Genomic DNA, 20,602 nt, shown 5'->3' on the forward strand with positions numbered 1-20,602 from the left:
AACCCATGGGGGCTGGGCTGATGGTAAAAGAGTTTCATTGTAGTGATTGTGTTGTTTGAACCGCGACAGACGCGACAAAACACGACAGGCGTACAGTGTGCTTTTTTTGTGGTGCTCGCAATGACCAGCGGGTGAAGATTGCCCGCTTGAAAGTACCATTGCTTTTAAAAATTACATTTTCTTCAATCAGCCATCCTTTTTTACACTGCCTTTGCTTTCCCATTTCATAACACCAAGCCCAAGAAATTGCAGCCGCAACCCCAATTGGGCGGCATGGTGCTGGATATGCCTGATATTATAGATATGGAGTTCCAGAGTTGACATTTGTTTGAGGCCGTAGGAACAAGGGATATTGAAGTCACCTTCACTAAGACAGGATAAATCAGAGCGAATTATACTCTGCAGGAATTTCAGATACGTGTTGATTTCCTCCCTACTGTAAACTTCTTCCGGTATTTTATCGTCCAGCTCTTCGTAATCACGGAATATTTCCGGGTGCTTCCGGTGAAATGACTGATCTTTGAATGCTTTGATCCCTGGAGAGAGGTAAAGATCGGTAAACATCAAGCTATGGAAAACTACCTGTGAAAACGGGGCATCATCATGGGTTTTATCCCACTGGTTCTCGGGGCATCTGTTGCATACATTTTCCAGAGTTTTCAGAGCAGCCAGGTATTGGGATACTAAGGAATGGGCTATTGAGTTCATGTTTCCTCCATGTACTGAGTATAAACCAAAATATTGTATGTGGCTCTGTGCCAACACTGCTCAGGCACTGAATGATTGACCACCAAAGTTGAATAGACCAAATCCAATTGCAAATTACCCCAATTATTGCTTTGTTCGGGTTACAATTAACAATGTTTGTCTTTTTGAAAGGAGCAAGATGAAGATCTGTATTGTTGACTACGTCCAATCCTATGAGTCCGATCTTTTTGAGATCTATAATAAATCGAAAATACAGGAGTTTATTAAATACCCCGAAATAATTTCTGTACCGAGGATTCAGGACGATCCGGAGGCTCTAAAGAGTTTCCATAAAGCTCAGAAAATAATTGCATGTATTGATACGATACCGATCGGATTTGCAGGATCCAAAGGCAATTTTATCAGTCATCTTTACGTACTGCCTGAGTATAGAAACCGTGGTATTGGAACGAGCCTTTTATCGGAGATGCTAAAAACATATGAAGTGGATCGTTTTCTGTTTACAACATCAGGGAATATGCCGGCAATCAGGCTCTACAGGAGATTTGGATTTAGGATTTCTGAAGTGATGAATTATACGTATCATAACAATGAGATTCAAATAGTTAAGATGCAGGAGTATATGAAGTCAAAATAGCATCTGAGTGCAATTGGGGAACTCATTCATCATGATGTTGATAAAATTCATGGCTGGTCGGGATCTGGGGAAAAGCAGACGGTAATGTAGATCCCTGCTGCCGGAGATGGAAAGTTAGATCATCGGCGAGACACCACCGCTCTTGCTACGGTTTACTGTAACGGGAGGATAGAATGACAGAACAAAACAGCTCCAAGGCGTCGGTTGCGGCGTCGCTTGCGGCATCCTTGCTCATCCTCCTGCTAATAGCAAGCTGCCATCATAGCTCGATGCCAAAAACCTACGATTTTGAAATCCCCAGAGCTTTTCAGACCTGTCTTTCACCTACTTTTCAGGGAAGTTGGGAACAACATTCGACGGCACAAATAGACTCAGGTATGCAGTTAGCAGCGAGTATTGCAGTTGAGACACTGCATGTGGGCTTTGAGTGGGGTCAAGTCGAGAAGCAAAGGGGGGATTTCGATTGGTCCTTGACCGATAGAATAATTGGGGCCGGCGGCGTACGTACTTCAGTGGTAATAAATATGCTTGATGCACGATTACCGACAGATGTCTCAGAATCTGATTTCGGCAATACTGAATACACTGAGGGTTTCTCTCAAATGCTTCAGGTTTTTCTGGAACGATACCAGGATAACATCACGCATCTATGGATTGGTAATGAGGTTAATATTTCTTTGGAGGAATATAGTATCTCGCCTGTCGCATACGGAGCCTTCTACCAGGCAGCAGTAAGCGACTTGAGGAATACGTATCCTGACATTAAGTTTGGGGTCATTGTTACTTATGCGTATGAGGACGAGCAGATAGTGGCTGATCTGATTGATGAGGTAAAAGAAGGCAGTATCATCGGCTTTACCTTCTACCCACAATTCTTAGGCCACGAACCAAGGGAAGCCAAGAAGTCCTTCGACCTGCTTGACTCGTATGCACATGACAGAGATATCAACTATGCGATAGTGGAGACCGCCTGGAGTACAGCAGGTGAAAATGGATCCGAAGCTAATCAGGTCGATTACATTAGCTCATACTTACCATTGGTCAGCAGCTCGGAGTACGCTAATCGCGATTTCGTATGTTACTGGAGCCTGTACGACCCTAAGATTCCAGCATGGCAAAAACTTTTCCTGGGCGACTCAGTTGATTACTTGGAGAGTCTGGGTCTACTAGAGAACAATGGCACGGCAAAACCTGGATGGGAGGTGTTCAACGAAGAGTTGAGCAAGCTAGTAGACTAGGTCGTCACCAACCGGGGATATTCGGACTGGGCAACCCGGGACATCGTTTTACCCAGCCATATCTGGTACCGTCTCAGTAGCCGCGGGCCCGACTTCCTCGTTGAAAGCTCCTTCGAGGGCACGGAATACCGGCAGATGCGGATCGGGTCTGCCCGCCGCCCCGTTTTCCAAAAATGTGGAGCATTTTGGGAGGATTTCCACATACACGCACTGGGCGAAACAACCGCAGCGATGGGACAGGCCCACGCCTGAAATGAGCTCACATCAGATGAGAGGTCCGCTGCAGTTATGTATAAGATAATTATTGTATAACTGGTACAAGATTGTATATTAATGCTATGAAAAAGAAAAGTTTGACAGTTTTCTTTCTTTTGGCACTGTTAATGAGGTTTCATCTGACTGGAATCACTATCGACGATTTTTCAGCTGATCCTGCCAGCTCACCCCTGAGAAACCAGTGGCGGGGTTTTACCGATCGGGTAATGGGCGGTCGCTCGGATATGCAGGCGGGTCTGATGCAGGAAGACGGAGAACTATTCCTCCGAATGCTCGGCAGCGTCACCACCGAAAACAATGGGGGCTTTATCCAGGTGCGGCTCGTCTTCGAACCCTCCCAGCTCAATGTGGATTTTCAAGATTATACAGGCGTCCGCATCCGCTATCGCATTAACCGGGAGGGCAAGTACGCAATTCATCTTCGGACCCGACAGAACCGCCTGCCCTGGTCATACTATTCAGCAAGCCTTCCTGCAGGGGACGATTGGCAGATCGTAGAAATCCCATGGAGCGAATTCAAATCGACCGGAACTATCCGCCAGAGCTTCAACCCCAATGACGTGCGCAGTTTGGCGCTGGTTGCCGGCGAAGACGACTTCGAAGCCGAAATCGATCTTCAGCGGATTAGATTGTATGACTGAGTGGTAGGTATGAATTACAAATAGTGACCACATTGTTTTATAGATTGTTACATCACGATCAAACTATCTCTGACCATATTTTTTGAGGAATGATCGAAATATGATTACACGGAAACAACTTGAAATCGGCGGATGGGCACTGTTCACTGCCGGCAGTGCGGTTTTCCTGGTAGACAGCATCCTCCATGGAAATTTAATAGCCGGACTCGGAAGTGGGGCATTTTTAATCGGCTGTGTGTTTTTTCTGATAAGTGAAAAATTCTGAGACCTGTCAGCCCAACGGCCAGCAGTATCACCGTAATTGCCTTGAAAATATCTGTGTAGGTCAGTATCGAGATTCTTCTTACTTCTTTGTGTAAAGGTTCCCGAATGTGCGGGAAATCAGTATTGTATACATATGAAATCTCGAAGGCTGATTACTTTACTCCCTCTCCTTTTCATGCTCATTCTGAGTCTCAACTCCTGTGTATTTTTCTCAGCATCTTATAAAGCCGATGAAACCGCCACCCTGTTAATTGAAACCTTGAAGGAACAGGGCCGCTTCCGTTTTGAGAAGCCTGTATACCACATGACCGCGTCCGGCGATACTTCGTTGCCCGCCATCATTTTCTATCCCGGAGCCAAAGTGGAGCCGTTGGCCTATGTACCCCTTTGGGAGCGGTTGCGCAATGAAGGCTATGATGTGTTTATTGTTGATATGCCCATGGACTTTGCATTTCTGAATATTAACGCCGCTGCGAAGATCATGGAGAACAATCCGGGTATCTCCCGCTGGATTATTTCGGGCCACAGTCTGGGCGGTGCCATGGCCTGGGAGTACCTTGCCAGAGAACCTAAGGCCTTTCATTCTGCAATTCTTATTGGCAGCTACCCGGCTAAATCCACCGATCTGTCACAGACCCAAATACCGGTGCTATCTATCCGGGAAGAAAAGGGGCTTCCGGGAAGCAGTGAAAAAGCCCGTGAGGTGGAGGGAAATTTCCCCCCGGGAACGCGCTTCTACACTATTTCCGGCGCAAATCATGCCCAGTTCGGTAATTACGGTATCCAAAAGGATGACAGTCAGGCAAGAATCTCCTGGCAGGTTCAACAGGATATTACCGCTGAGGTAATTCTAGATTTTTTGGCCGAGCTGTATTGATATTACCGGGATAGAAATCACGGACAAATTTCAGCATCAGATTGAAAACTTGCTTTTAACATCTCCTTAATCAGTTCAAAATCGATTTTCTTCGGATTTTTATATCTGATGCATCCTTTCCCAATTGCAGATTTCGCAAAATGATGTCGGTATTGATCCAACACGTCTTTTTTCAGGATATATAAGGAGATGTTATTTTTTTGTGAAGCGAAGGCAACTGAAGCTTCGCCTTCTGCCTGTAAACGGTAGGTAGGCATACCGTATTCCATTGTTTCGCTATATCCCGGGAGTTCGCTAAGACAGAGTTCCCGAATCCTTTTTATTGCTTCCTTCCGTTCATCCGGTACTTCATCGAGATATTCATCCACGGTATTTGCAGCACTTGTCATGTACTCCCCCTCTATTCAAAATGGTATCTTCCATACTTCAACCGGTTTGGATCCCGGCTCCGAATTTTCACAACTACACCTTTCAGCGTCCCAAGACAAAGCGTCCAAAATAAATTACAATTTTTTCAGGATTTTTTCACTCTAAATCCACCGGGTTTTCCATGGATAAAGAACAGGCCGAGAAGTGAAAACCCCAAGAGTTTCGATAAACCGCGGATCTGAGCATTAGACCGTATGGAAAGCGATTACGTTAGGAACTGCCTGAAATACAATAAGACTCGCACGAATCAGGGGGCATTACTGTGCTGATGTTTCATACAGGAAACTGGACACTTCTTGAAAGCAGCATAGTATTCGGCGGCTGTGCGTTGGTAATCGCCTTCGCCGGTACGCGGATAACCCGGGTGGTGGATCAACTGGCTGACCGTACGGGAATCGGGGAAGCTGCAGCCGGGGCAATTCTGCTTGGCGCATCCACCTCCTTGAGTGGGGTGCTGTTGTCCGTGGCTGCAGCCTGGAATGGACATGCAGAACTGGCGGTGAGTAACGCCCTGGGAGGAATCGCTGTCCAGACCTTTTTCCTTGCTATTGCAGATATGTTCTACCGCCGGGCAAACCTGGAGCATGCTGCGGCTTCTGCACCGAATATGCTCCAAAACGGTCTGTTAATTACCCTTCTCTCCTGGATCATGCTTGCTCCCAATCTGCCCAACGTAACTGTATGGGGTATTCATCCTGTTACTCCTATTTTATTTGCCTTCTATATTTTCGGAATACGCATGATCAAGGGTGTGAAAGAGTCACCCATGTGGCACCCATCTATTACCCGGGACACTCGCCAGGACAAACCGGACCCGGAGAGCCGCACCCCTTCTCTTCTTCGGTTGTGGAGCGAGTTCATTGTTCTCATGGCGGTTCTGGGACTGGCGGGGATAACCCTTGAACCTGCGGCAACCACCATTGTTGCCAAGACCGGCTTGAGCCAAACGGTAGTTGGAGTACTACTCACCGCAGTGAGCACCTCCATTCCCGAGCTGGTAACCTCCATCGCCGCCGTACGCCGGGGGGCTCTGACCCTTGCGGTGAGCGGGATTATCGGGGGCAATGCTTTTGACACCCTGTTCACCGCCGTTGCGGATGTGGCCTACCGTGAGGGTTCGATTTATCATGCAATTACTGCAGATGTGGAATTCTGGGTGTCCTTAACTCTGCTCATGTGCGGTGTTCTGATGATCGGGCTGATTCGTCGGGAACGCTACGGCCTTGGGCGGATCGGATTCGAGAGTGCTACCATTTTCTTACTCTATATCATGGGCGTGATAATGTTGCTGATATCATAAAGCGAAATCGGGTATAATATATATTAATGCATGCACTTTCACGACTGCTAACCATCTACGGAACCGGACTCATTTTGATGTTTTTCTCCGAGTACTTTTTCGTAAACGAGGCTCCGGCACAGGCTATTGTTCAAATTTTCCAGAGCACCGGGAAGGCCGGCCTTTTCAGCTACTTGGAGTTATCCCTGTATTATGCCCTTTTCGCAGTATGGCTGCTTATACCCCTTTACTACTTCAAAATTCGCAGTTTCTGGGCACTCTATATTGCAGCCGGTTTCTTCGGAATAGCCACCGAGGGAGTGGTTATTCCGCTCATTTTCACCGAAAGCCTTAGCTGGCCTGCATTGTCTTGGCACATTCTTGCGGATGTTATACTGGGATGGTACATAATGCGCCGCATCCTGATAAAAAACTCACCACTGTTTACTATTCTGGCTTCCATAAGCCTGGGTCTCTTCTGGGCATACTGGGCATCCTGGTCCCATATTTCCGATCTCCCATTTATCCCCTCACCCGGGCAGTTTACCGGCTATACGCTCATAACAAGTACCGGTCTTATTGCCGGCTATGTTTTGCTCAATTTTTTGCGAAAGACCGAATTCAAACCGAAAAAAGCCGAAGTTGTGTTTTTTTCCGTTCTCACCCTATCTCTGTGGCTGTTGATGGTCGCTGAACAAGGGATTCAGCTGCTCGTCATGAACCCCCTGAATTCCATAATGCTTATGATATTTCTGGGCATTGCCATCTACACCCTTCACAGATACAGCAAGATTGAACCAAAAGAGAACATTCTACACCTGTTCCAATCAGATATCGCTTGGTGGAATATCCTCATATTATTGCTCATGCCTCTCAGCGCAAGTGGAGCATATTGTGTGATGCATCATTATCAACTTTATCCCCCCACCGGGCTCATTGTTACATTACTGCACACTTCTTCACTTGCCTTGCTGGTCATAGCGCTGTTCATGGTTTGGCGGCAGATTGTAGAAGCCAAGCATGACATATAGATTTTTGCCATTTTTACAAAGATTCACTTCCCCCTGGAGGAGGCTTGCAACATGATAACAACCCTCATTGAGAATCTGGTGTACCAGAAACGTTTAATGGCGGAGCATGGTCTGGCTCTTCATATTGCCCTGGACGGGCAACATATCCTGTTTGATACCGGTCAGAGCACTGGGCTGATTCAAAATGCCCGTGAGATAGGAATCGACCCTGGAAGTATTGATCATTGTATTATCAGCCACGGACATTATGATCATACCGGAGGAGCCGCTGAGCTACTTGCACTGAACCCCGGGATGAAGCTATGGATGCATCGGCAAGCATCTGTTCCCCGCTACAATCCCCGGGGGGAATATGTGGGAATGGCCGCTCCCGAATTAGCAGAAGAGGCCGTTTCGGTGGAAGGTATTACCCCGATTAACGACTCGGTCTACATCCTTCCGGCTCCTGCTATCACTTATCCAGAGGATCAGCACATGGACGGATTTACCATGGATCTGGCTGGGGATCGTGTCCCCGATCATTTCCAGGATGAACAGAGCCTGGTGCTGGTAGTCAACGACAAGCTGAAGATTATCAGCGGCTGTTCACACCGGGGCATCACCAATATTATTCAGGCCGCAGTTGACCATTTTCAGCTGCCGGTTGATCTGGTTACCGGTGGTTTCCATCTGCGTCACCAACAGGATATAGCTGACATAGCACAAATCCTCAATGGATTCGGAATCCAGCGGATCGGAGTCGCCCACTGTACGGGTATCCATCAGTACGGCGAGTTGAAGCGTCTGTTACAAGCAGATGTGTTCTACAATTACACCGGCTCAACGAGCTCAATATAACCTGGAGATCTCTAAGATGTAACTGCTCCCTGCACAGTTTCAATGGGCAGACAGTGCATCCTGCAGACCCCCTCCCTTCTTCTCTTTGATTGAATCTTTCATATTGATGATTAAGGCTGTGTTATTGACAGAATCCTCCAGTCCTGTTTAGATATATTATATCGATATTATTTTATCTTTTATTACTTCTACTCTGTAGAATGCCTTTGAACCATACAGGAGGGACCCGGTGAAAATAATTTATGTTGCAGGATTTCGGCAGCATGCGGGAAAAACACTTACCAGCCTGGGGATCATCAGCCAGTTGAAAAAGTATATTCCTGCAGAGAATATCGGGTATATTAAACCCGTGGGCCAGGAACTGGTTCAACTAATGGACGGGACCAAAGTGGATAAGGATGCGACCATCATCCGGCAATTTGCTCTACCCGATGTGGACATGTCTGCAGTCTCCCCGGTCCGTCTGGGCAGCGGCGTCACCAAGACCTTCCTTGAGGAAAATAATCCGGGAGAGATAACCGCCCGTTTCGAGTCCAGCATCGCCGATGCCATAGAAAAGTTATCCGATAAAACGGTGATCATTGCAGAAGGTACCGGGCATTTGGGCGTAGGCGGCATTGTAGGTTTATCCAATTCACGGGTAAGCCGTCTCATAGATGCAGAAATTGTGTATCTTGCAGGTGGAGGCCTGGGCAAGACTCTGGATATGCTTGAGGTGGATTTTACATATATGCGCTGCACCGGCGCCAGGGTTCGGGGAGTGATATTCAACAAGCTTCTGCCGGAAAAAATCGGTCAAATGGAACGCTTGATCACTGAAGAATATCTTACAAAACGTTTCGGATCCCCGGATAACCCCGTATCAATTTTCGGATTCTTACCCCGGGTAGACCGGCTGGATAAACCCTCCATGGAGCAGGTTTCCCAGTATTTCAACTCGGCGGGAGTTGGGGGCGATATTGAGACTGCATCATGGCATATTCCCAGCGCAGGGGTATCTATCATTTCACAATCCCACGAGAACCTGAACCCGGATGAGTCTATTGAACCCGGTGATATTGTGATCCTTTCTTCCATGTCCCGCCGACGCCTCCGTCTGATTCTTGAAAATAACGCCAAGCGATCACCGGACAAATGTATTGCCGGGATCGTTCTCACCTCCACCAAGCCGAACGCCGATCTCAGCACAAGTATGCGCATGGTGACTGAATACGGCGTTCCAACTCTCTATGTGGCGGACGACACCCATTCAGCGGATGAGAAAGTATACAGATGTATTCAAAACACAAAGCTTCAATCCTACGATGAAGAGAAAAACACCCAGATTGTGGATTTGTTTGAGAAGCATTTCAGGACTGAATCGTTTCTTGGGGCCTTGGATCTGAAATCCTGACCTCTTTAAGATCAGCGTTTTAAGGAGAATTCCCGTTCGAAAAACGCCTTGGCCATCTTGTGGCTTTCTATGCCGTATTTGAGGGTTGTCCGCTGATACTTGAATATCTCCCGGTGTTCATTTGCTACTTCCAGGGAATTAAGCTCCCGCTCCAGGCTAAGCAGTTCGTTTAAGCCTTCATCAAGCGCAGCCTGGAGATTTTGCGCCAAAAGGCTGCGGTTCTTCTCATCGGTCAGTAATCCTGCGAAGTACACCCTGGAGAGGATCTGGACCTCAAGCTTGGTGCCTGAAGGTTTGGAAACCAACCACTGGAAGAAAGCTTTGCGCCCTTCAGGAAGGATGGAATATGTCTTCCGCCGCCTGCCCTGGGTTTCATGATCCGCAACTTCGATCCTTCCCTCCCGCAGCAGCTTTGCAATTGCCGCCTGAATGCTACCGTAACTTGCGGAATAAAAGAGTGAAATACCCGCTTTCACCGACGCATTCATATCGTAAATGGTTTGTGCTCCCAGCATGATCAGTCCCAACACCACAAAATCCACAAGTCCTCCTCCCCTGTTGTATCTCCCGGATCCGGTACCCAGTATATCAGAATTTAAAACAATCATCATGAGGATATAACTCTTGCCTGATTCTTAGGCTTGTTTTATATTACTATTAGTAATATTATAAAAGGAGACCCCAATGCCAGTTTTAGCTAGTATTTCTCTTACAATCCTCACCATCGTCTTTCTGACAGTTGTCTTTCTGGCAATTATTTCCAAACTATCGGTTTCAGCTGAAAAAGCCGGGAACAGAATTAAAAACGCTTTTATGAAAATGATGCGTCGACACAGCCCCCCGGCAGGTTTGGTATACATTCACCGGACCTCGGATAATATGGTGTTGGCTCTTTCCCGGAATGAATTCGGCCATTCATCGGAAGATATTGAAGAAGTGAAACTGCAGCCTTTTCATATTGCAAGCGTGGGTAAACTATTTACCTCAACCCTTACCTTTTCCTTAATGGAGCAACAGCTGTGTGCGTTAGATAGCAGAATTATCAACATTCTCGAACCGGAACTTCTCCGTGGGTTATTTGTATATGAAGGTGTGGATTATGCCCCGGAGGTTACCGTAGAACATCTACTGAGCCACACAAGCGGCGTGGCGGATTATTTCTCAGAAGCGGGGAAAAACGGCGACAGCCTGCAGAATACCCTTTTGCAAAAACCACATACTTCATATACGCCCCTGGAATTATTGGATATTAGCAGACAACAGCAGCAGGCCCTGTTCCCTCCAGGTATGGGGTATCATTATTCAGATACCGGCTACATTCTGCTTGGGCTGGTGATTGAAAAACTGAGCGGAAAAGAATTTCATGAAGTATTGGATGAACGAATTTTCGCTCCTCTGGGAATGAACCACAGCTATCTGGCAACACATTGCCCCCATCCCCCGGAGAAGAATATTTCAGCCCCAATCTATGTGGGCGGGCTCGATTTAAGAAATCTACCTGCTCTTTCTGCGGACTGGAGCGGTGGTGGAGTTATATCCACCGCAGGCGATTTGGAGACATTCATCCGGGGGCTCTTTGCCGGAGAAATTATAGGAAAAGAATCGTTAAGTGAAATGATGAGGGAAAAGAATACCTTCGTACGGGGAATTCAATACGCAACCGGTATGATGAAAATACGCTTCGGCGACTTCTTCCCTCTTTTGGCCTCCATGAACCATATGTACGGTCACATGGGCGTTCTTGGAACTCAGCTCTTTTGGGATCCCCGGGAAGAAACCGTGTACATCAGTAATTTCAGCAGCGATGGCTTCGCTGAACGGAGCGTCCGCTTCCTGATCTCGGCCATGAGTGTGATCAGCCGAACAGGCAGGAATTCTCATTAAATTGGACAGATAGCATACCCGTAGAATCTTTACCAGAAGTTCAATAAAGACAGGTATCAAGCTCAGCCATTACAAAGTTCAGGGGAATCCGCTCCTGCTCCAACCTGTTCGTTTGACCTTTGAGAGACCGGTCATGGAGCTGGTTAAACAGCTTCAACTCCCGTTCATCTAGGTTATGCGGCGTGGAGATAGGGGCGGAACTATCGTGGGTGGAATACGCTGCAAAGGTTTCGAAGGTTCGCAGGTTCATGCAGATACTCGTGATTTTGGGCAATGAACTTCGTAAGCGGGACAGGATATCCAGTCCATGGGCGTCGCAATCCCCAAAGTATAGAATGCGTTTTTCCCTCAGCCAGGAAAGACTAACAAGGGTTGCCGCTCCGTACCCCGAACCGTCAATTGCTGCAACTCCTTTCCTGGCCTGCAGGCTGAGAAAGCTGAGATGATTTTCTACTATGATAACACTGTGGATATTTTGCATGAATGATGGTTCCACTTCATGCTGATACAACTCAAAATCGCTGATGCCCGCAAGGGGAGAATCTGAATAGGATAAAAATCGAAACCGTATTCTTCGCCGCTCCCGTGCAAAGCCGTAGCGGCGGCTGAAATCTTTGAAATGCCTTCGTTCCTGAAGCCAGTGTTCATCCAAACCGGCTTTGAACCAGGCTGCCAATAGTTTTTGATGCCTTTCCACCAGTTTGGTGTGCACCCCCTCCAGGTTCAGCTCCCGGATAAAGGGGGTCAGTTCGGGATGTGTCTTTCTCCATATGTACACCCGCAGGAGAGCCGGGATGGATGATTCCGCCTCTGCTATTGTTCCCTGATTTGCTGCGCTCCAGGAAAACAGTTCGTGAGCCTGTTCATGTATGAGGGTAAGAGACTCACGGATTTTACGGTACTGTTTCCCCACCCTGAGAACCTCAGCATGGGTAGGTCCGTCGGGAATTATGAGAGCCTCAGGAATCCGCTGCCTGCCGAAGGCCCGACTGCTGTGGTCCCGGTATTCTATTTCTAAACCATTGCGCTGAGCAAAAGCTTCTATTTGCCGCTGCCATGTGAGGACGCGGTCCATGTGCCGTGGAATGCTTGAAAGACTAAACGGCCGCTTGAGTGCTACTCTCAGCGGATATGGAGAACTATCTGATATATCCCGAAAGGGCATACCGCTTTCGTAGCTTTGCATAATGGAGGTGAGTATCTCTCTGTTTGTCGAATCCTCATGTTTCAGCCATTCATCTGGATTCATGACGTATCCTGATCTGCAACCTGGGCTGCATCCTGGCCTGAAACCTGGTCTGCAACTTGAGCCCGCTTCTCCATGAAGGTTTCTATATCGGTGGTGTATAGCATGGAGTGACTGGCTTCATTTTTATGCGTCAGCCCAACTGTGGACACATACTGCTCGATAATCGGAATATCCTTGTTTGGGGTTACGAGAAGCAGCTGAAGGTTGAATAGCTTGAACAGTTCCATGCCGTAGCGGGTGGAATCGGAGCTGGCTTTATGAAAGGCTTCATCGATCATGACAAAACGGAAGCTGTCGCTGCGGGTTTCTCCCAGCTTTAAGCCGAACTGATATGCCAGCGATGCGGCCAGAATGGTATAAGCCAGCTTTTCCTTTTCACCTCCTGATTTACGGTTACTGTCTGAATAGCGGGCAACTTCCTGATCGTCCTTCCTACGCTTTTCAGAAATCTGGAAGACCAGCCAGTTGCGTACATCACAAACTTTTTTCGTCCAGCGAATTTCAGTTCTGAACCTCTCGATAAGCTTTTTCACCTGAAGAAAGCGGTCCTCGGAAAATACGTCATCTTTCCCTGATCCGGCACTGTCCTCGGTACAGGAGCGAAGTTCAGATTTAAATTCTCTGATGGTGATATCGGGATTACTCCGTGCAATCAATTCCAGATACCGGCCTTCAGAAAAATTTATTTCCTTCATACTTCGGTTAACTTCCCGAATCCCCCTCTCCATCCGTTCCCGGACAAATTCCAGATGCTGACGGAACTGAACAATGCCCTGAACCGTCTCCTGATTCAGCATCCGTTTGAAACGGGACTTGAACTGAGGCAGGTCATCATGAATGAGATGCTCATGGTATCGACGGTATTCCTCCAGACTGTCCATGGTATTCCCAAAGTCCCTCATATCCGCAGGATACAGATTACCTCCCAGGTTGCTCATAGCTCCAACCAACTTCTGTTCAATCTCCCGAACCTTCGCCTCAGCCTTCTGCTTCTGACTCCTGTTCCATGCAAAAAGCTTATCTATGTGCTTTATAATTTCATTTTCATTTACCCCGGCGGGGACTTCCTTCGCCTCACGCTGCAGCGTCTTTCCCGCAGAGATCACCTCGTCCCGATGGGACTGAAGCTCTGCCAGTTCGGAGGCCAAATCTTCAAGCAGCCCATTGATTTCATTCAGCCGGTCTGTCAAGCCGCCAATGCTGCGGTTCGCATCGGTAATATTTGTGCTGCAAGACTGAAGTTCCTGCCCAATACTCGCTCTGTTCTCTTCAAGGTCCTTAAGAATATCAGACGAATTCTCAAGTGCATACTGTTCATCTATTCTATTCTGATAAAGCAGACTCAGGGGTTTTATGTTGATCCGCTCATATTTGTCCAGAAACAGCAGGTTCTGACATACGTTCACTATATCTTTCAGATTCCGGTCATCGGTTTTGAAGCGCTCCAGATGTTCGGTATGTTCATCAATTCTGGCGCTGAGCTCTTCCATCAAAGACTCCAGGGTACGAATTTTCGCACTCGTATCCCAGCCAAGGATATATCGGCTCCTGTCATCAATACGGCTTCGATCGTCCTTTCGCAGCTGGCGGCCGCCCCGCTTAATCAGTCCCTGGGGTGTGATGGCATACTCTTCATAATGAAATTTCTGAATATCGGCACAGGTTGTATAGTTAAACCGTTTGAGAATTTCCTTCTGAATCCAGGGGGTATATGGGTTACCGGTGTGAAAATCGAGCTTGTTGTAGACTGATTGTCTGGCAATTCCCCGGACATTAATCTCCGGTGTAACATCCAGATCCACCGGTTCGGCCACCAACAGGCTGCGCAGATGATTTGCATTAATCCATTGCTCAATTTCATCTTTTCGATCCGCAGGGAACAGAAGGGTCTTGGCAAACGAGTTCAGATGTCGTTCTATTGCCCCCTCCCACAGCTGCTCATCGTTTCGAACAGCTAGCAATTCTGCCACGAATGGCAGCTGTTCTACGGAGATATCAAGCTCTTCACCGAGTCTTCGGCGAATTCCCAGAGTCTTAATGTCCATATTATTCTCTCGGGTCTTAAGACTCTCAACCTCCTGTTCATATTCATGCCGCTCATCCCGGATTCTTTTTACATCTGAGTGTGCCTCAGCAATCTGGTTAAGTACCCCGTCCCTTCTGGACTCCGAGGATTCACTTTTTTGGGATATCTCCCTGCGGTTTACCTCAAAATCCTCCTCATTATCGGGGAAAGGAAGCGCCAGCTGACGGACCAGCTTTCGGTAGGTATCTGCGTCTCTTTTGACGCCCTCCAGTCTATCTGCTATATCAGCAAGTTCGGTCTTCAATTCATTTAGACGCTGACCTCCGTTCTCAGAGATTGCAGTAGTAATGCGGTCAAGACGGGTTTGTAACTCCCGCTGTTCGCTTTGAAGGCCGGAAAGAAGCTGTTCCCGGGAAGCAAGCTCTATACTCAGCCGTTGTTGTTCAGCTGAGGCAAAATCCAGGCGCAGAAACTTCCCGAATAACGGAATAATTTCCTCGTTTTGCTTGTAGCGCTCAAGATCTTCGCTGTGCTTCTCCCATATTTCAACATCAATAAAAAGGGCGTCCAGATACCTTCGCTGTTTCTCCAGCTCAACCAGACGATCATGCACATTCGAGAGATTATCAAAATGAGAAATAAGAGTTTCCAGCTGTTCGGTGGGGTCATTCGGTTCCAGCATCAGTTGCCTGATAAACTCAGTATAATTGTCCACCTGCTTCATACTGATGGTTTTGTGAAAAAGCTCCAGAGGCTGGCTGCTTTTCATGGAAAAGAGACGCTGAAAAGCCTGAGCATAGGTGGTGAAGGACGGATGAAGTTCCGTACCGGGTATATTCTGAATAAATTTACGCAGATCGGTGATTTTATCGGGTATATCGGAAAAATGTTCCTCTATCCGAAGGGGGTGGCGGGATAAAATATAGAGTCGCTCAATCTGTGAACTTTTGTCCCTGGCATACATGACCTGGCACAGGGTAACTGTCTGCTCTGTCCCCCGATTATAAAATCTGGCGAGAAGTATGCTTATGTGTTTCCCCCCGGGGCGGAGGGAAACATCCCTCACCGATGTTTCGTCTTCGGAAAAGACAGTATTATAGGTTCCGTAAAAGTAATCCCGAATTTTCCGTTCCACCTTCGTCCCTCCGGACGCCTGGTTGTAACGAACCCGGTGAGCGGGATATAAAAGGGTTGTAATGCCGTCTATAAAGGTCGACTTGCCCGATCCGTTCGGTCCGGTTATGAGAGCATTCCTCCCCCTTAACAGCAGAGTTACCACGTGATTGTGAAAGGTACCCCAGTTATACATCTGCATATAGTCGAGACGAAAACCTGCGCTGCTGTCATCACCGTAGAACTCAAAACTATCGCTCATTCCTGATTTTCTCCATCGGCGTAGCGTTTTCTGGCATGCTCAGCGTATATCTCCAGCTGCTCCGCCATGGACCCGACCAAGGCCGCATCCACATAGGCTTTAATAACCCGGCTGATTTCAATCTTGTCTGTATCTCCCGCCAATTCACTAATAAACCCCAGGTCCTTAACCTTTCTCAGATCCGCCCGAAGCTCATCTTCCAGGCGGGCCTTATTAGTTCCGTCCTTCTGCGCAAGGCGAATACGGTCAAATACCACTTCACTGCTTACCACGCAACGATGGGACCCGTCGGCGGCGTCGTACTCATCCAGCATCTTCCGGAGCATAACCAGCAGGTAACTGACCCGATACGGCAGCTGAGTCCGGATGGCAAGCCGGGGACCTTCGCCCCCTTCATCCACGTCCATACCCCTCAAATGGGCGAAGCCTTCAACATCATCAACAATCAGCTTGAGGCGAAGCAATTCCAGGTGGTTACTCAATGCTTTCAGGCGCTTTTTGAGAATCGCCCACAGGCGCTGATGTTTCTGGTCACCATGACGAATAATCCAGGTACCCTTTAAAAGAGTAATCAAAACATCCGCCAGTTCGCTATTTGCTTCATCGAGTATGCTCATACTGTTTTTTCCTCTTCCCGGGACTGGTAAAAAATAATATTCGGAACTGACCGTGCCACACGCTGCAGTCCCGAAGCATCCTTCCAACAGATATCCACACCATCCTCCCGGAGAATCATCCCATGAAACGTAGAATCCACAAGAGCAAAATACCCGACAATTTCTTCAAGACTTTCCACCGGGTGCTCTTCCACAAGCCGGGCCAGACTCGCCTGGCTGTGCCGATTCAATTGAGCAGTTATATGCCCCTTAATGGTTTCCAGATTCATTTGAGATTGGGGAATAATATCCGCCAGGTCCGGCAGTGTTACAGCCGTATCCTGCACTCCTTCTATCTTTAAATCCGCAGCAGGGGAAAAGAGCGGTCGGTCAAACGGAATTGAAATATCAAGTTTTCGCTGTTCGAGCTCCAATGAGAAGTCCTTCGGAGGATCCTCGGCAAGATAAATCGCCATCCGTTCAATATCATTCAGCAGCTGATGCATCCGTCTGGATTCCAGGCTGGATTGTTCCTCCAGGAAGCGCCTGAGAGATTGGGCTACATAGGATAAGGTTTTCTGAGCTGTCTCATTTGCCTCAAGAAGTTCAAAGTAAAAGTTATCCAGAACCGAAGTATCAAGTTCGCGGACAGCGGCAAGTTCATGAATTGTATGGATATTATTCTGCAGAGTCGCATTTTGATTGGCGTTCATAAGCAGGCGTCCAAATGACAGGAATGACTGACCCTGGGGAGAACTGTCTATGCTGCCCCGGAATTCCAGGATATCGCGGATAATTTCTGCCCGGTTTTCGCCGGCTTGAGCCACCTGTTCCCGGATGGACTTATTAAGTTCTTCAAACTCCCGGGTTACACTGCGTATATCGGTCACCAGAGAATTGGCGATGGTGGAAATATGACGGTAGGTGTCCTGCACGGTACGGTCGTCCATGGTTTTCATCCGGTCTTCACCGATATCCTCCAATTGCTTCTGAAGGGCCTCTATCTGGCTGTGCAATGCTTCTCGTCGAAGCTCGGGATCCTCTTCACTCTGGGTCACCAGGTTCTCAAGCTCTCTCAACAATGTGGCGAGTTTGGTGTCGGTGGCGGTGTAGCTCGGATTCAGCTGGGCGCTGAGGAATTGCAGTGCTGCATCTATCCCTGCGGTCATACGGTAATGGGGTTCATCCTTCCCCCGGGGATAAAACCCGTCGAGCCAGCCCCGTTCGCCGCTGCTCCATGTTGCAAGGTACTTGTCTGCGCTCTGAAAGCTCTCATCAGGATAATCCCGTTCCAGAAGCTTGAGATACGCCTCCAATTCATAGAGGAAATCCGACCTGGATACCGGGTTTCGGGAGAATTTATCAAGCAATTGTTGAAAAAACCCCAAAATGAGGGGGGCATTGTTGGCCGAGAGCAGTTTCCAGGCCGCATTGTGTTTATGGAAAAACCGCAAATCTGAATATGTCATAGGCATACTCAGATTAACATGCAAAACGCTTTCAACGGAAGATGAACTCAATCCGGAATTCGATTCACCGGATCAGTGCGCACATACCTCATCGATGTTTAGGCCAGCCATAATTGTTGCTTCAACAGTTTAGCCCGCAATCAAAGGATAATACTGCCGGTGGGGTCTCCTGGCAAGTTCCAGATTAATCCGGATCCGCTTCGCCTGATAACTGCAGGTTCCCCAGCGGGTTCTCATCTTTTTTTGCCGAATTCAGCTACTTCAAGGTTCATGAGCGGTTCATATTTTTCAATTAATAGCGGTACTACAGCTTTTAACATGGTGGATATTGTGAGAAAAGCCAGCCGGATTTTCTGAAAGTGGGTGTTGCGGGCCGTTAATGCTATTTTTGCCATGGTTGAACCTCCATGTTCGCATTCTTACCCGTTTCGACATCCAAATCCATGAGGAATTCCCCCTAAAGATAAGCTTTGGGAGTATTTACCCATTCAGATCTAGTCCTGTTTCCAGGTCTGGAGAACATGCAACAATTGAGTCCGGCTGCTCAAGTCGAATTTCTGATAAACCTTGTATAAGTGGTTCTCAACGGTCTTTGTTGATATGAACAGTTTTTGGCCGATTTCCTTATTGCTTGAGCCGGTGATGACTTGTTCAACAAGTTCCGCTTCCCGGGGTGTAAGTTGATAAAAAGAAATGCATTCCTGGGTGAGAGAACCGCCGCTGACCAAGGCGCCCCTGGACAGGTATTTATTGGCAAATAGAAATGATCATACACTCAAGCTAATGAGATACAGCGGTAGGCTGAAGTTGTCCACAGGGTCCAGAGCCGGGATGGGAATCAGTGAAATGGACATATCGAGGCCGAGGAGAACCAGGAAAATCATCGAGAGTGCGGTAAACACCCGCAAGCCCTCATACCACCAGCTGTTTTTTATTTTGGGTATTCTCCAAATTATCACGGTTATTGCCAGTGCAATGGAGGAAAGCTGCATAATCAAAAAAAGCGATTGGATGAAGAGTAAATTCGGGGCGAGGAAGAACAGAATTCCTCCCAGAACAAATACTCCGGTCCACAAAACATGGGCGATCATCATCGGTTTGCTGATCGGGAGAGCCGCCAGGCTGCTAACCAGGGTCGTTAGGTACAGTACGCGTAAAGCCATAGCCCCTATTGTAGCCCCTAGGATGAATGTTCGCTATGCTGATGTATAAATCGGCAGTTTACCGGTTCGATAGCTTACGCTGCGCTGTACACACATCGAGTACATATAAAGGAGGGAAACCCTCCAGGGCTGCATGAGCCTTAAACCAGACGTATTGACTGTGGGAGATATTTGGAGCATACCGATGGCTCAATAAAACTGATCAGCAGTACTTCCAATTAGGTGGCGCAGGCGGTCTGGAGAGAAGCCGCCCGATGATGCTGAAACTCCCACGATGTATCTGGCGGTGATGTCCGCGGAGCAGGCGGTCTTGAGAGAGGCCGCCAGTTGATGCTGAATGGCAATTTCCGTCTGTCATAGCAAATAATCAATAAGTGAATAGATTGTAGCAATTGTGCAAGCGATAGCCCCAATAGTATACTTCCATGGATGATCAATCTCCGTTTTTTCTCAGACATGCTGGTCCTGCCTTTGAGGGGGCTGCTGCTCTTTCCACAAGCCTTGGGTATCGATAGAACGCGAAAGGTTCGAAGGCTGGTTTGGAATGTGACCAGGGATATAGATGATGCCCTTCGACTAATATCTCCATGGTATTCTTCTTCTCCACCAGACGCCAGGGAGAGCATTGAAGATCTCGCAACTCGTAGCAGGGATTGCGGTCATGTAGCAATGCTTGCCGCCCACGACTATTATCATCAAAAGGATGAAGGCTGGGTTCGGCACTGGATTGATACGGCCAGAAATAATCAATATGCCAATCAGCCTATGTTGATGTATCTGGAACTCATTCTTTGTAATACCCGTCAAAATCCTTCTGCAGCCATTGAATTAAGCGGGAATATTCTTGAACGGGGAGATTTCCCTCCCACCATCACCTATACCGCAATGTATAATCGTATAATTGCCATGCTTCATCTGAATCGCATTGATGAAGCTGAAAGATTGTTAACGCGGATGTTATCAATAAAGCAGGACAACACTTCCATAGGCCTGGCTATAAGCCTCCGTTTAGCCCGGGGCAATTCTCAGGTGGATGACTTACTTTCAAAGATTGAGCCTGGAGATGAAAATCAGCGGAAAGCTGTGCTCAATCTTGCACGGGCAAATGCTGGAGATAGGCAGGAGAACACATTTGATATTTAATCTGTCCCAAAGCTGGGTGGTCCTCCCAGGATTTATTATCGGCTTGACGGTGCATGAATTTGCCCATGCATTCAGTGCTCATCTGCT

The 20,602-nt window shown here is 47.7% G+C and carries 22 protein-coding genes and 1 pseudogene; 12 read left to right on the forward strand and 11 right to left on the reverse strand.

Features of this window, described 5'->3' with window-relative positions:
- Positions 1–186: 186 nt before the first annotated feature.
- Positions 187–708, reverse strand: a complete 522-nt coding sequence (locus AC52PS_RS00395) for a DinB family protein (RefSeq protein WP_495561044.1) — start codon at positions 706–708, stop codon at positions 187–189.
- Between the two features lie 178 nt (positions 709–886).
- On the opposite strand from AC52PS_RS00395, the gene AC52PS_RS00400 reads away from it, so the two are divergent.
- From AC52PS_RS00400 to AC52PS_RS00425, 6 genes and pseudogenes are all read left to right on the forward strand, one after another.
- A complete protein-coding gene (locus AC52PS_RS00400; RefSeq protein WP_495561045.1) occupies positions 887–1,345 on the forward strand; it encodes a GNAT family N-acetyltransferase in 459 nt (152 codons plus the stop codon).
- A 173-nt stretch (positions 1,346–1,518) separates the two neighbouring features.
- Complete coding sequence (locus AC52PS_RS00405) at positions 1,519–2,583, forward strand: hypothetical protein (RefSeq protein ID WP_495561046.1); 1,065 nt, start codon at positions 1,519–1,521, stop codon at positions 2,581–2,583.
- A gap of 12 nt (positions 2,584–2,595) precedes the next feature.
- Positions 2,596–2,835, forward strand: a pseudogene (locus tag AC52PS_RS00410) (DUF1349 domain-containing protein); the annotation flags it as partial.
- A gap of 86 nt (positions 2,836–2,921) precedes the next feature.
- On the forward strand, positions 2,922–3,500 hold the full coding sequence (locus AC52PS_RS00415; RefSeq protein WP_495561047.1) for a CIA30 family protein: 579 nt from the start codon (positions 2,922–2,924) through the stop codon (positions 3,498–3,500).
- Positions 3,501–3,600: 100 nt separating this feature from the next.
- Entirely contained in the window at positions 3,601–3,765 is a 165-nt protein-coding gene (locus AC52PS_RS00420; protein ID WP_495561048.1) for a hypothetical protein, read from the forward strand.
- Between the two features lie 132 nt (positions 3,766–3,897).
- The gene (locus AC52PS_RS00425) at positions 3,898–4,641 is read left to right on the forward strand and encodes an alpha/beta fold hydrolase (protein ID WP_495561049.1); all 744 of its coding nucleotides are present in this window, start codon (positions 3,898–3,900) and stop codon (positions 4,639–4,641) included.
- Between the two features lie 17 nt (positions 4,642–4,658).
- Here AC52PS_RS00425 and AC52PS_RS00430 read toward each other — a convergent pair whose 3' ends face one another.
- On the reverse strand, positions 4,659–5,030 hold the full coding sequence (locus AC52PS_RS00430; protein ID WP_495561050.1) for an iron chaperone: 372 nt from the start codon (positions 5,028–5,030) through the stop codon (positions 4,659–4,661).
- A 308-nt stretch (positions 5,031–5,338) separates the two neighbouring features.
- Here AC52PS_RS00430 and AC52PS_RS00435 point away from each other — a divergent pair, with 308 nt between their 5' ends.
- The 4 genes from AC52PS_RS00435 (at position 5,339) to AC52PS_RS00450 (ending at position 9,610) form a co-directional block, all read left to right on the forward strand.
- Complete coding sequence (locus tag AC52PS_RS00435; protein ID WP_495561051.1) at positions 5,339–6,370, forward strand: sodium:calcium antiporter; 1,032 nt, start codon at positions 5,339–5,341, stop codon at positions 6,368–6,370.
- Positions 6,371–6,396: 26 nt separating this feature from the next.
- Positions 6,397–7,380: a hypothetical protein gene (locus tag AC52PS_RS00440; RefSeq protein WP_495561052.1), complete on the forward strand. Its 984-nt coding sequence runs from the start codon at positions 6,397–6,399 to the stop codon at positions 7,378–7,380.
- A 51-nt stretch (positions 7,381–7,431) separates the two neighbouring features.
- Positions 7,432–8,217 carry an MBL fold metallo-hydrolase gene (locus AC52PS_RS00445; RefSeq protein WP_495561053.1) on the forward strand — a complete coding sequence of 262 codons (786 nt, stop codon included), beginning with the start codon at positions 7,432–7,434 and terminating at the stop codon, positions 8,215–8,217.
- Positions 8,218–8,446: 229 nt separating this feature from the next.
- Positions 8,447–9,610, forward strand: a complete 1,164-nt coding sequence (locus AC52PS_RS00450) for an AAA family ATPase (RefSeq protein ID WP_495561054.1) — start codon at positions 8,447–8,449, stop codon at positions 9,608–9,610.
- Positions 9,611–9,621: 11 nt separating this feature from the next.
- Here the strand turns inward: AC52PS_RS00450 and AC52PS_RS00455 are convergent, their stop codons facing one another.
- Positions 9,622–10,152, reverse strand: coding sequence for a PadR family transcriptional regulator (locus tag AC52PS_RS00455; protein WP_495561055.1), 531 nt, complete (start codon positions 10,150–10,152; stop codon positions 9,622–9,624).
- Positions 10,153–10,294: 142 nt separating this feature from the next.
- Here AC52PS_RS00455 and AC52PS_RS00460 point away from each other — a divergent pair, with 142 nt between their 5' ends.
- Complete coding sequence (locus tag AC52PS_RS00460) at positions 10,295–11,494, forward strand: serine hydrolase domain-containing protein (RefSeq protein ID WP_495561056.1); 1,200 nt, start codon at positions 10,295–10,297, stop codon at positions 11,492–11,494.
- A 40-nt stretch (positions 11,495–11,534) separates the two neighbouring features.
- On the opposite strand, the gene AC52PS_RS00465 is transcribed toward AC52PS_RS00460, so the two are convergent.
- From AC52PS_RS00465 to AC52PS_RS00500, 8 genes are all read right to left on the reverse strand, one after another.
- On the reverse strand, positions 11,535–12,743 hold the full coding sequence (locus AC52PS_RS00465; protein ID WP_495561057.1) for a Wadjet anti-phage system protein JetD domain-containing protein: 1,209 nt from the start codon (positions 12,741–12,743) through the stop codon (positions 11,535–11,537).
- On the reverse strand, positions 12,740–16,144 hold the full coding sequence (locus AC52PS_RS00470; protein WP_495561058.1) for an ATP-binding protein: 3,405 nt from the start codon (positions 16,142–16,144) through the stop codon (positions 12,740–12,742). Before AC52PS_RS00470 ends, AC52PS_RS00465 begins: the two co-directional genes overlap by 4 nt.
- Entirely contained in the window at positions 16,141–16,761 is a 621-nt protein-coding gene (locus AC52PS_RS00475; protein WP_495561059.1) for a DUF4194 domain-containing protein, read from the reverse strand. Before AC52PS_RS00475 ends, AC52PS_RS00470 begins: the two co-directional genes overlap by 4 nt.
- Complete coding sequence (locus AC52PS_RS00480; RefSeq protein WP_495561060.1) at positions 16,758–18,209, reverse strand: DUF3375 domain-containing protein; 1,452 nt, start codon at positions 18,207–18,209, stop codon at positions 16,758–16,760. Before AC52PS_RS00480 ends, AC52PS_RS00475 begins: the two co-directional genes overlap by 4 nt.
- 129 nt (positions 18,210–18,338) lie before the next feature.
- Complete coding sequence (locus AC52PS_RS00485; RefSeq protein WP_495561061.1) at positions 18,339–18,446, reverse strand: hypothetical protein; 108 nt, start codon at positions 18,444–18,446, stop codon at positions 18,339–18,341.
- On the reverse strand, positions 18,443–18,604 hold the full coding sequence (locus tag AC52PS_RS00490) for a hypothetical protein (protein WP_495561062.1): 162 nt from the start codon (positions 18,602–18,604) through the stop codon (positions 18,443–18,445). Before AC52PS_RS00490 ends, AC52PS_RS00485 begins: the two co-directional genes overlap by 4 nt.
- A 99-nt stretch (positions 18,605–18,703) precedes the next feature.
- On the reverse strand, positions 18,704–18,937 hold the full coding sequence (locus AC52PS_RS00495; RefSeq protein WP_495561063.1) for a response regulator transcription factor: 234 nt from the start codon (positions 18,935–18,937) through the stop codon (positions 18,704–18,706).
- A gap of 39 nt (positions 18,938–18,976) precedes the next feature.
- Positions 18,977–19,372, reverse strand: coding sequence for a hypothetical protein (locus AC52PS_RS00500; RefSeq protein ID WP_495561064.1), 396 nt, complete (start codon positions 19,370–19,372; stop codon positions 18,977–18,979).
- A 429-nt stretch (positions 19,373–19,801) separates the two neighbouring features.
- On the opposite strand from AC52PS_RS00500, the gene AC52PS_RS00505 reads away from it, so the two are divergent.
- Entirely contained in the window at positions 19,802–20,515 is a 714-nt protein-coding gene (locus AC52PS_RS00505) for a hypothetical protein (RefSeq protein ID WP_495561065.1), read from the forward strand.
- The last annotated feature ends 87 nt before the right edge of the window (positions 20,516–20,602 follow it).

The sequence above is a fragment of the Salinispira sp. genome (assembly GCF_059431795.1).

What these genes read in the sequence shown, in the direction of transcription:
- AC52PS_RS00470 (WP_495561058.1), bottom strand. Translation starts at nt 16,144, where the DNA reads ATGAGCGATAGTTTTGAGTTCTACGGTGATGACAGCAGCGCAGGTTTT.
- AC52PS_RS00440 (WP_495561052.1), top strand. Translation starts at nt 6,397, where the DNA reads ATGCATGCACTTTCACGACTGCTAACCATCTACGGAACCGGACTCATT.
- AC52PS_RS00395 (WP_495561044.1), bottom strand. Translation starts at nt 708, where the DNA reads ATGAACTCAATAGCCCATTCCTTAGTATCCCAATACCTGGCTGCTCTG.
- AC52PS_RS00500 (WP_495561064.1), bottom strand. Translation starts at nt 19,372, where the DNA reads ATGGCTTTACGCGTACTGTACCTAACGACCCTGGTTAGCAGCCTGGCG.
- AC52PS_RS00415 (WP_495561047.1), top strand. Translation starts at nt 2,922, where the DNA reads ATGAAAAAGAAAAGTTTGACAGTTTTCTTTCTTTTGGCACTGTTAATG.
- AC52PS_RS00420 (WP_495561048.1), top strand. Translation starts at nt 3,601, where the DNA reads ATGATTACACGGAAACAACTTGAAATCGGCGGATGGGCACTGTTCACT.
- AC52PS_RS00485 (WP_495561061.1), bottom strand. Translation starts at nt 18,446, where the DNA reads ATGAGAACCCGCTGGGGAACCTGCAGTTATCAGGCGAAGCGGATCCGG.
- AC52PS_RS00490 (WP_495561062.1), bottom strand. Translation starts at nt 18,604, where the DNA reads ATGGCAAAAATAGCATTAACGGCCCGCAACACCCACTTTCAGAAAATC.
- AC52PS_RS00460 (WP_495561056.1), top strand. Translation starts at nt 10,295, where the DNA reads ATGCCAGTTTTAGCTAGTATTTCTCTTACAATCCTCACCATCGTCTTT.
- AC52PS_RS00475 (WP_495561059.1), bottom strand. Translation starts at nt 16,761, where the DNA reads ATGAGCATACTCGATGAAGCAAATAGCGAACTGGCGGATGTTTTGATT.
- AC52PS_RS00480 (WP_495561060.1), bottom strand. Translation starts at nt 18,209, where the DNA reads ATGACATATTCAGATTTGCGGTTTTTCCATAAACACAATGCGGCCTGG.
- AC52PS_RS00435 (WP_495561051.1), top strand. Translation starts at nt 5,339, where the DNA reads ATGTTTCATACAGGAAACTGGACACTTCTTGAAAGCAGCATAGTATTC.
- AC52PS_RS00405 (WP_495561046.1), top strand. Translation starts at nt 1,519, where the DNA reads ATGACAGAACAAAACAGCTCCAAGGCGTCGGTTGCGGCGTCGCTTGCG.
- AC52PS_RS00505 (WP_495561065.1), top strand. Translation starts at nt 19,802, where the DNA reads ATGATCAATCTCCGTTTTTTCTCAGACATGCTGGTCCTGCCTTTGAGG.
- AC52PS_RS00430 (WP_495561050.1), bottom strand. Translation starts at nt 5,030, where the DNA reads ATGACAAGTGCTGCAAATACCGTGGATGAATATCTCGATGAAGTACCG.
- AC52PS_RS00465 (WP_495561057.1), bottom strand. Translation starts at nt 12,743, where the DNA reads ATGAATCCAGATGAATGGCTGAAACATGAGGATTCGACAAACAGAGAG.
- AC52PS_RS00400 (WP_495561045.1), top strand. Translation starts at nt 887, where the DNA reads ATGAAGATCTGTATTGTTGACTACGTCCAATCCTATGAGTCCGATCTT.
- AC52PS_RS00425 (WP_495561049.1), top strand. Translation starts at nt 3,898, where the DNA reads ATGAAATCTCGAAGGCTGATTACTTTACTCCCTCTCCTTTTCATGCTC.
- AC52PS_RS00445 (WP_495561053.1), top strand. Translation starts at nt 7,432, where the DNA reads ATGATAACAACCCTCATTGAGAATCTGGTGTACCAGAAACGTTTAATG.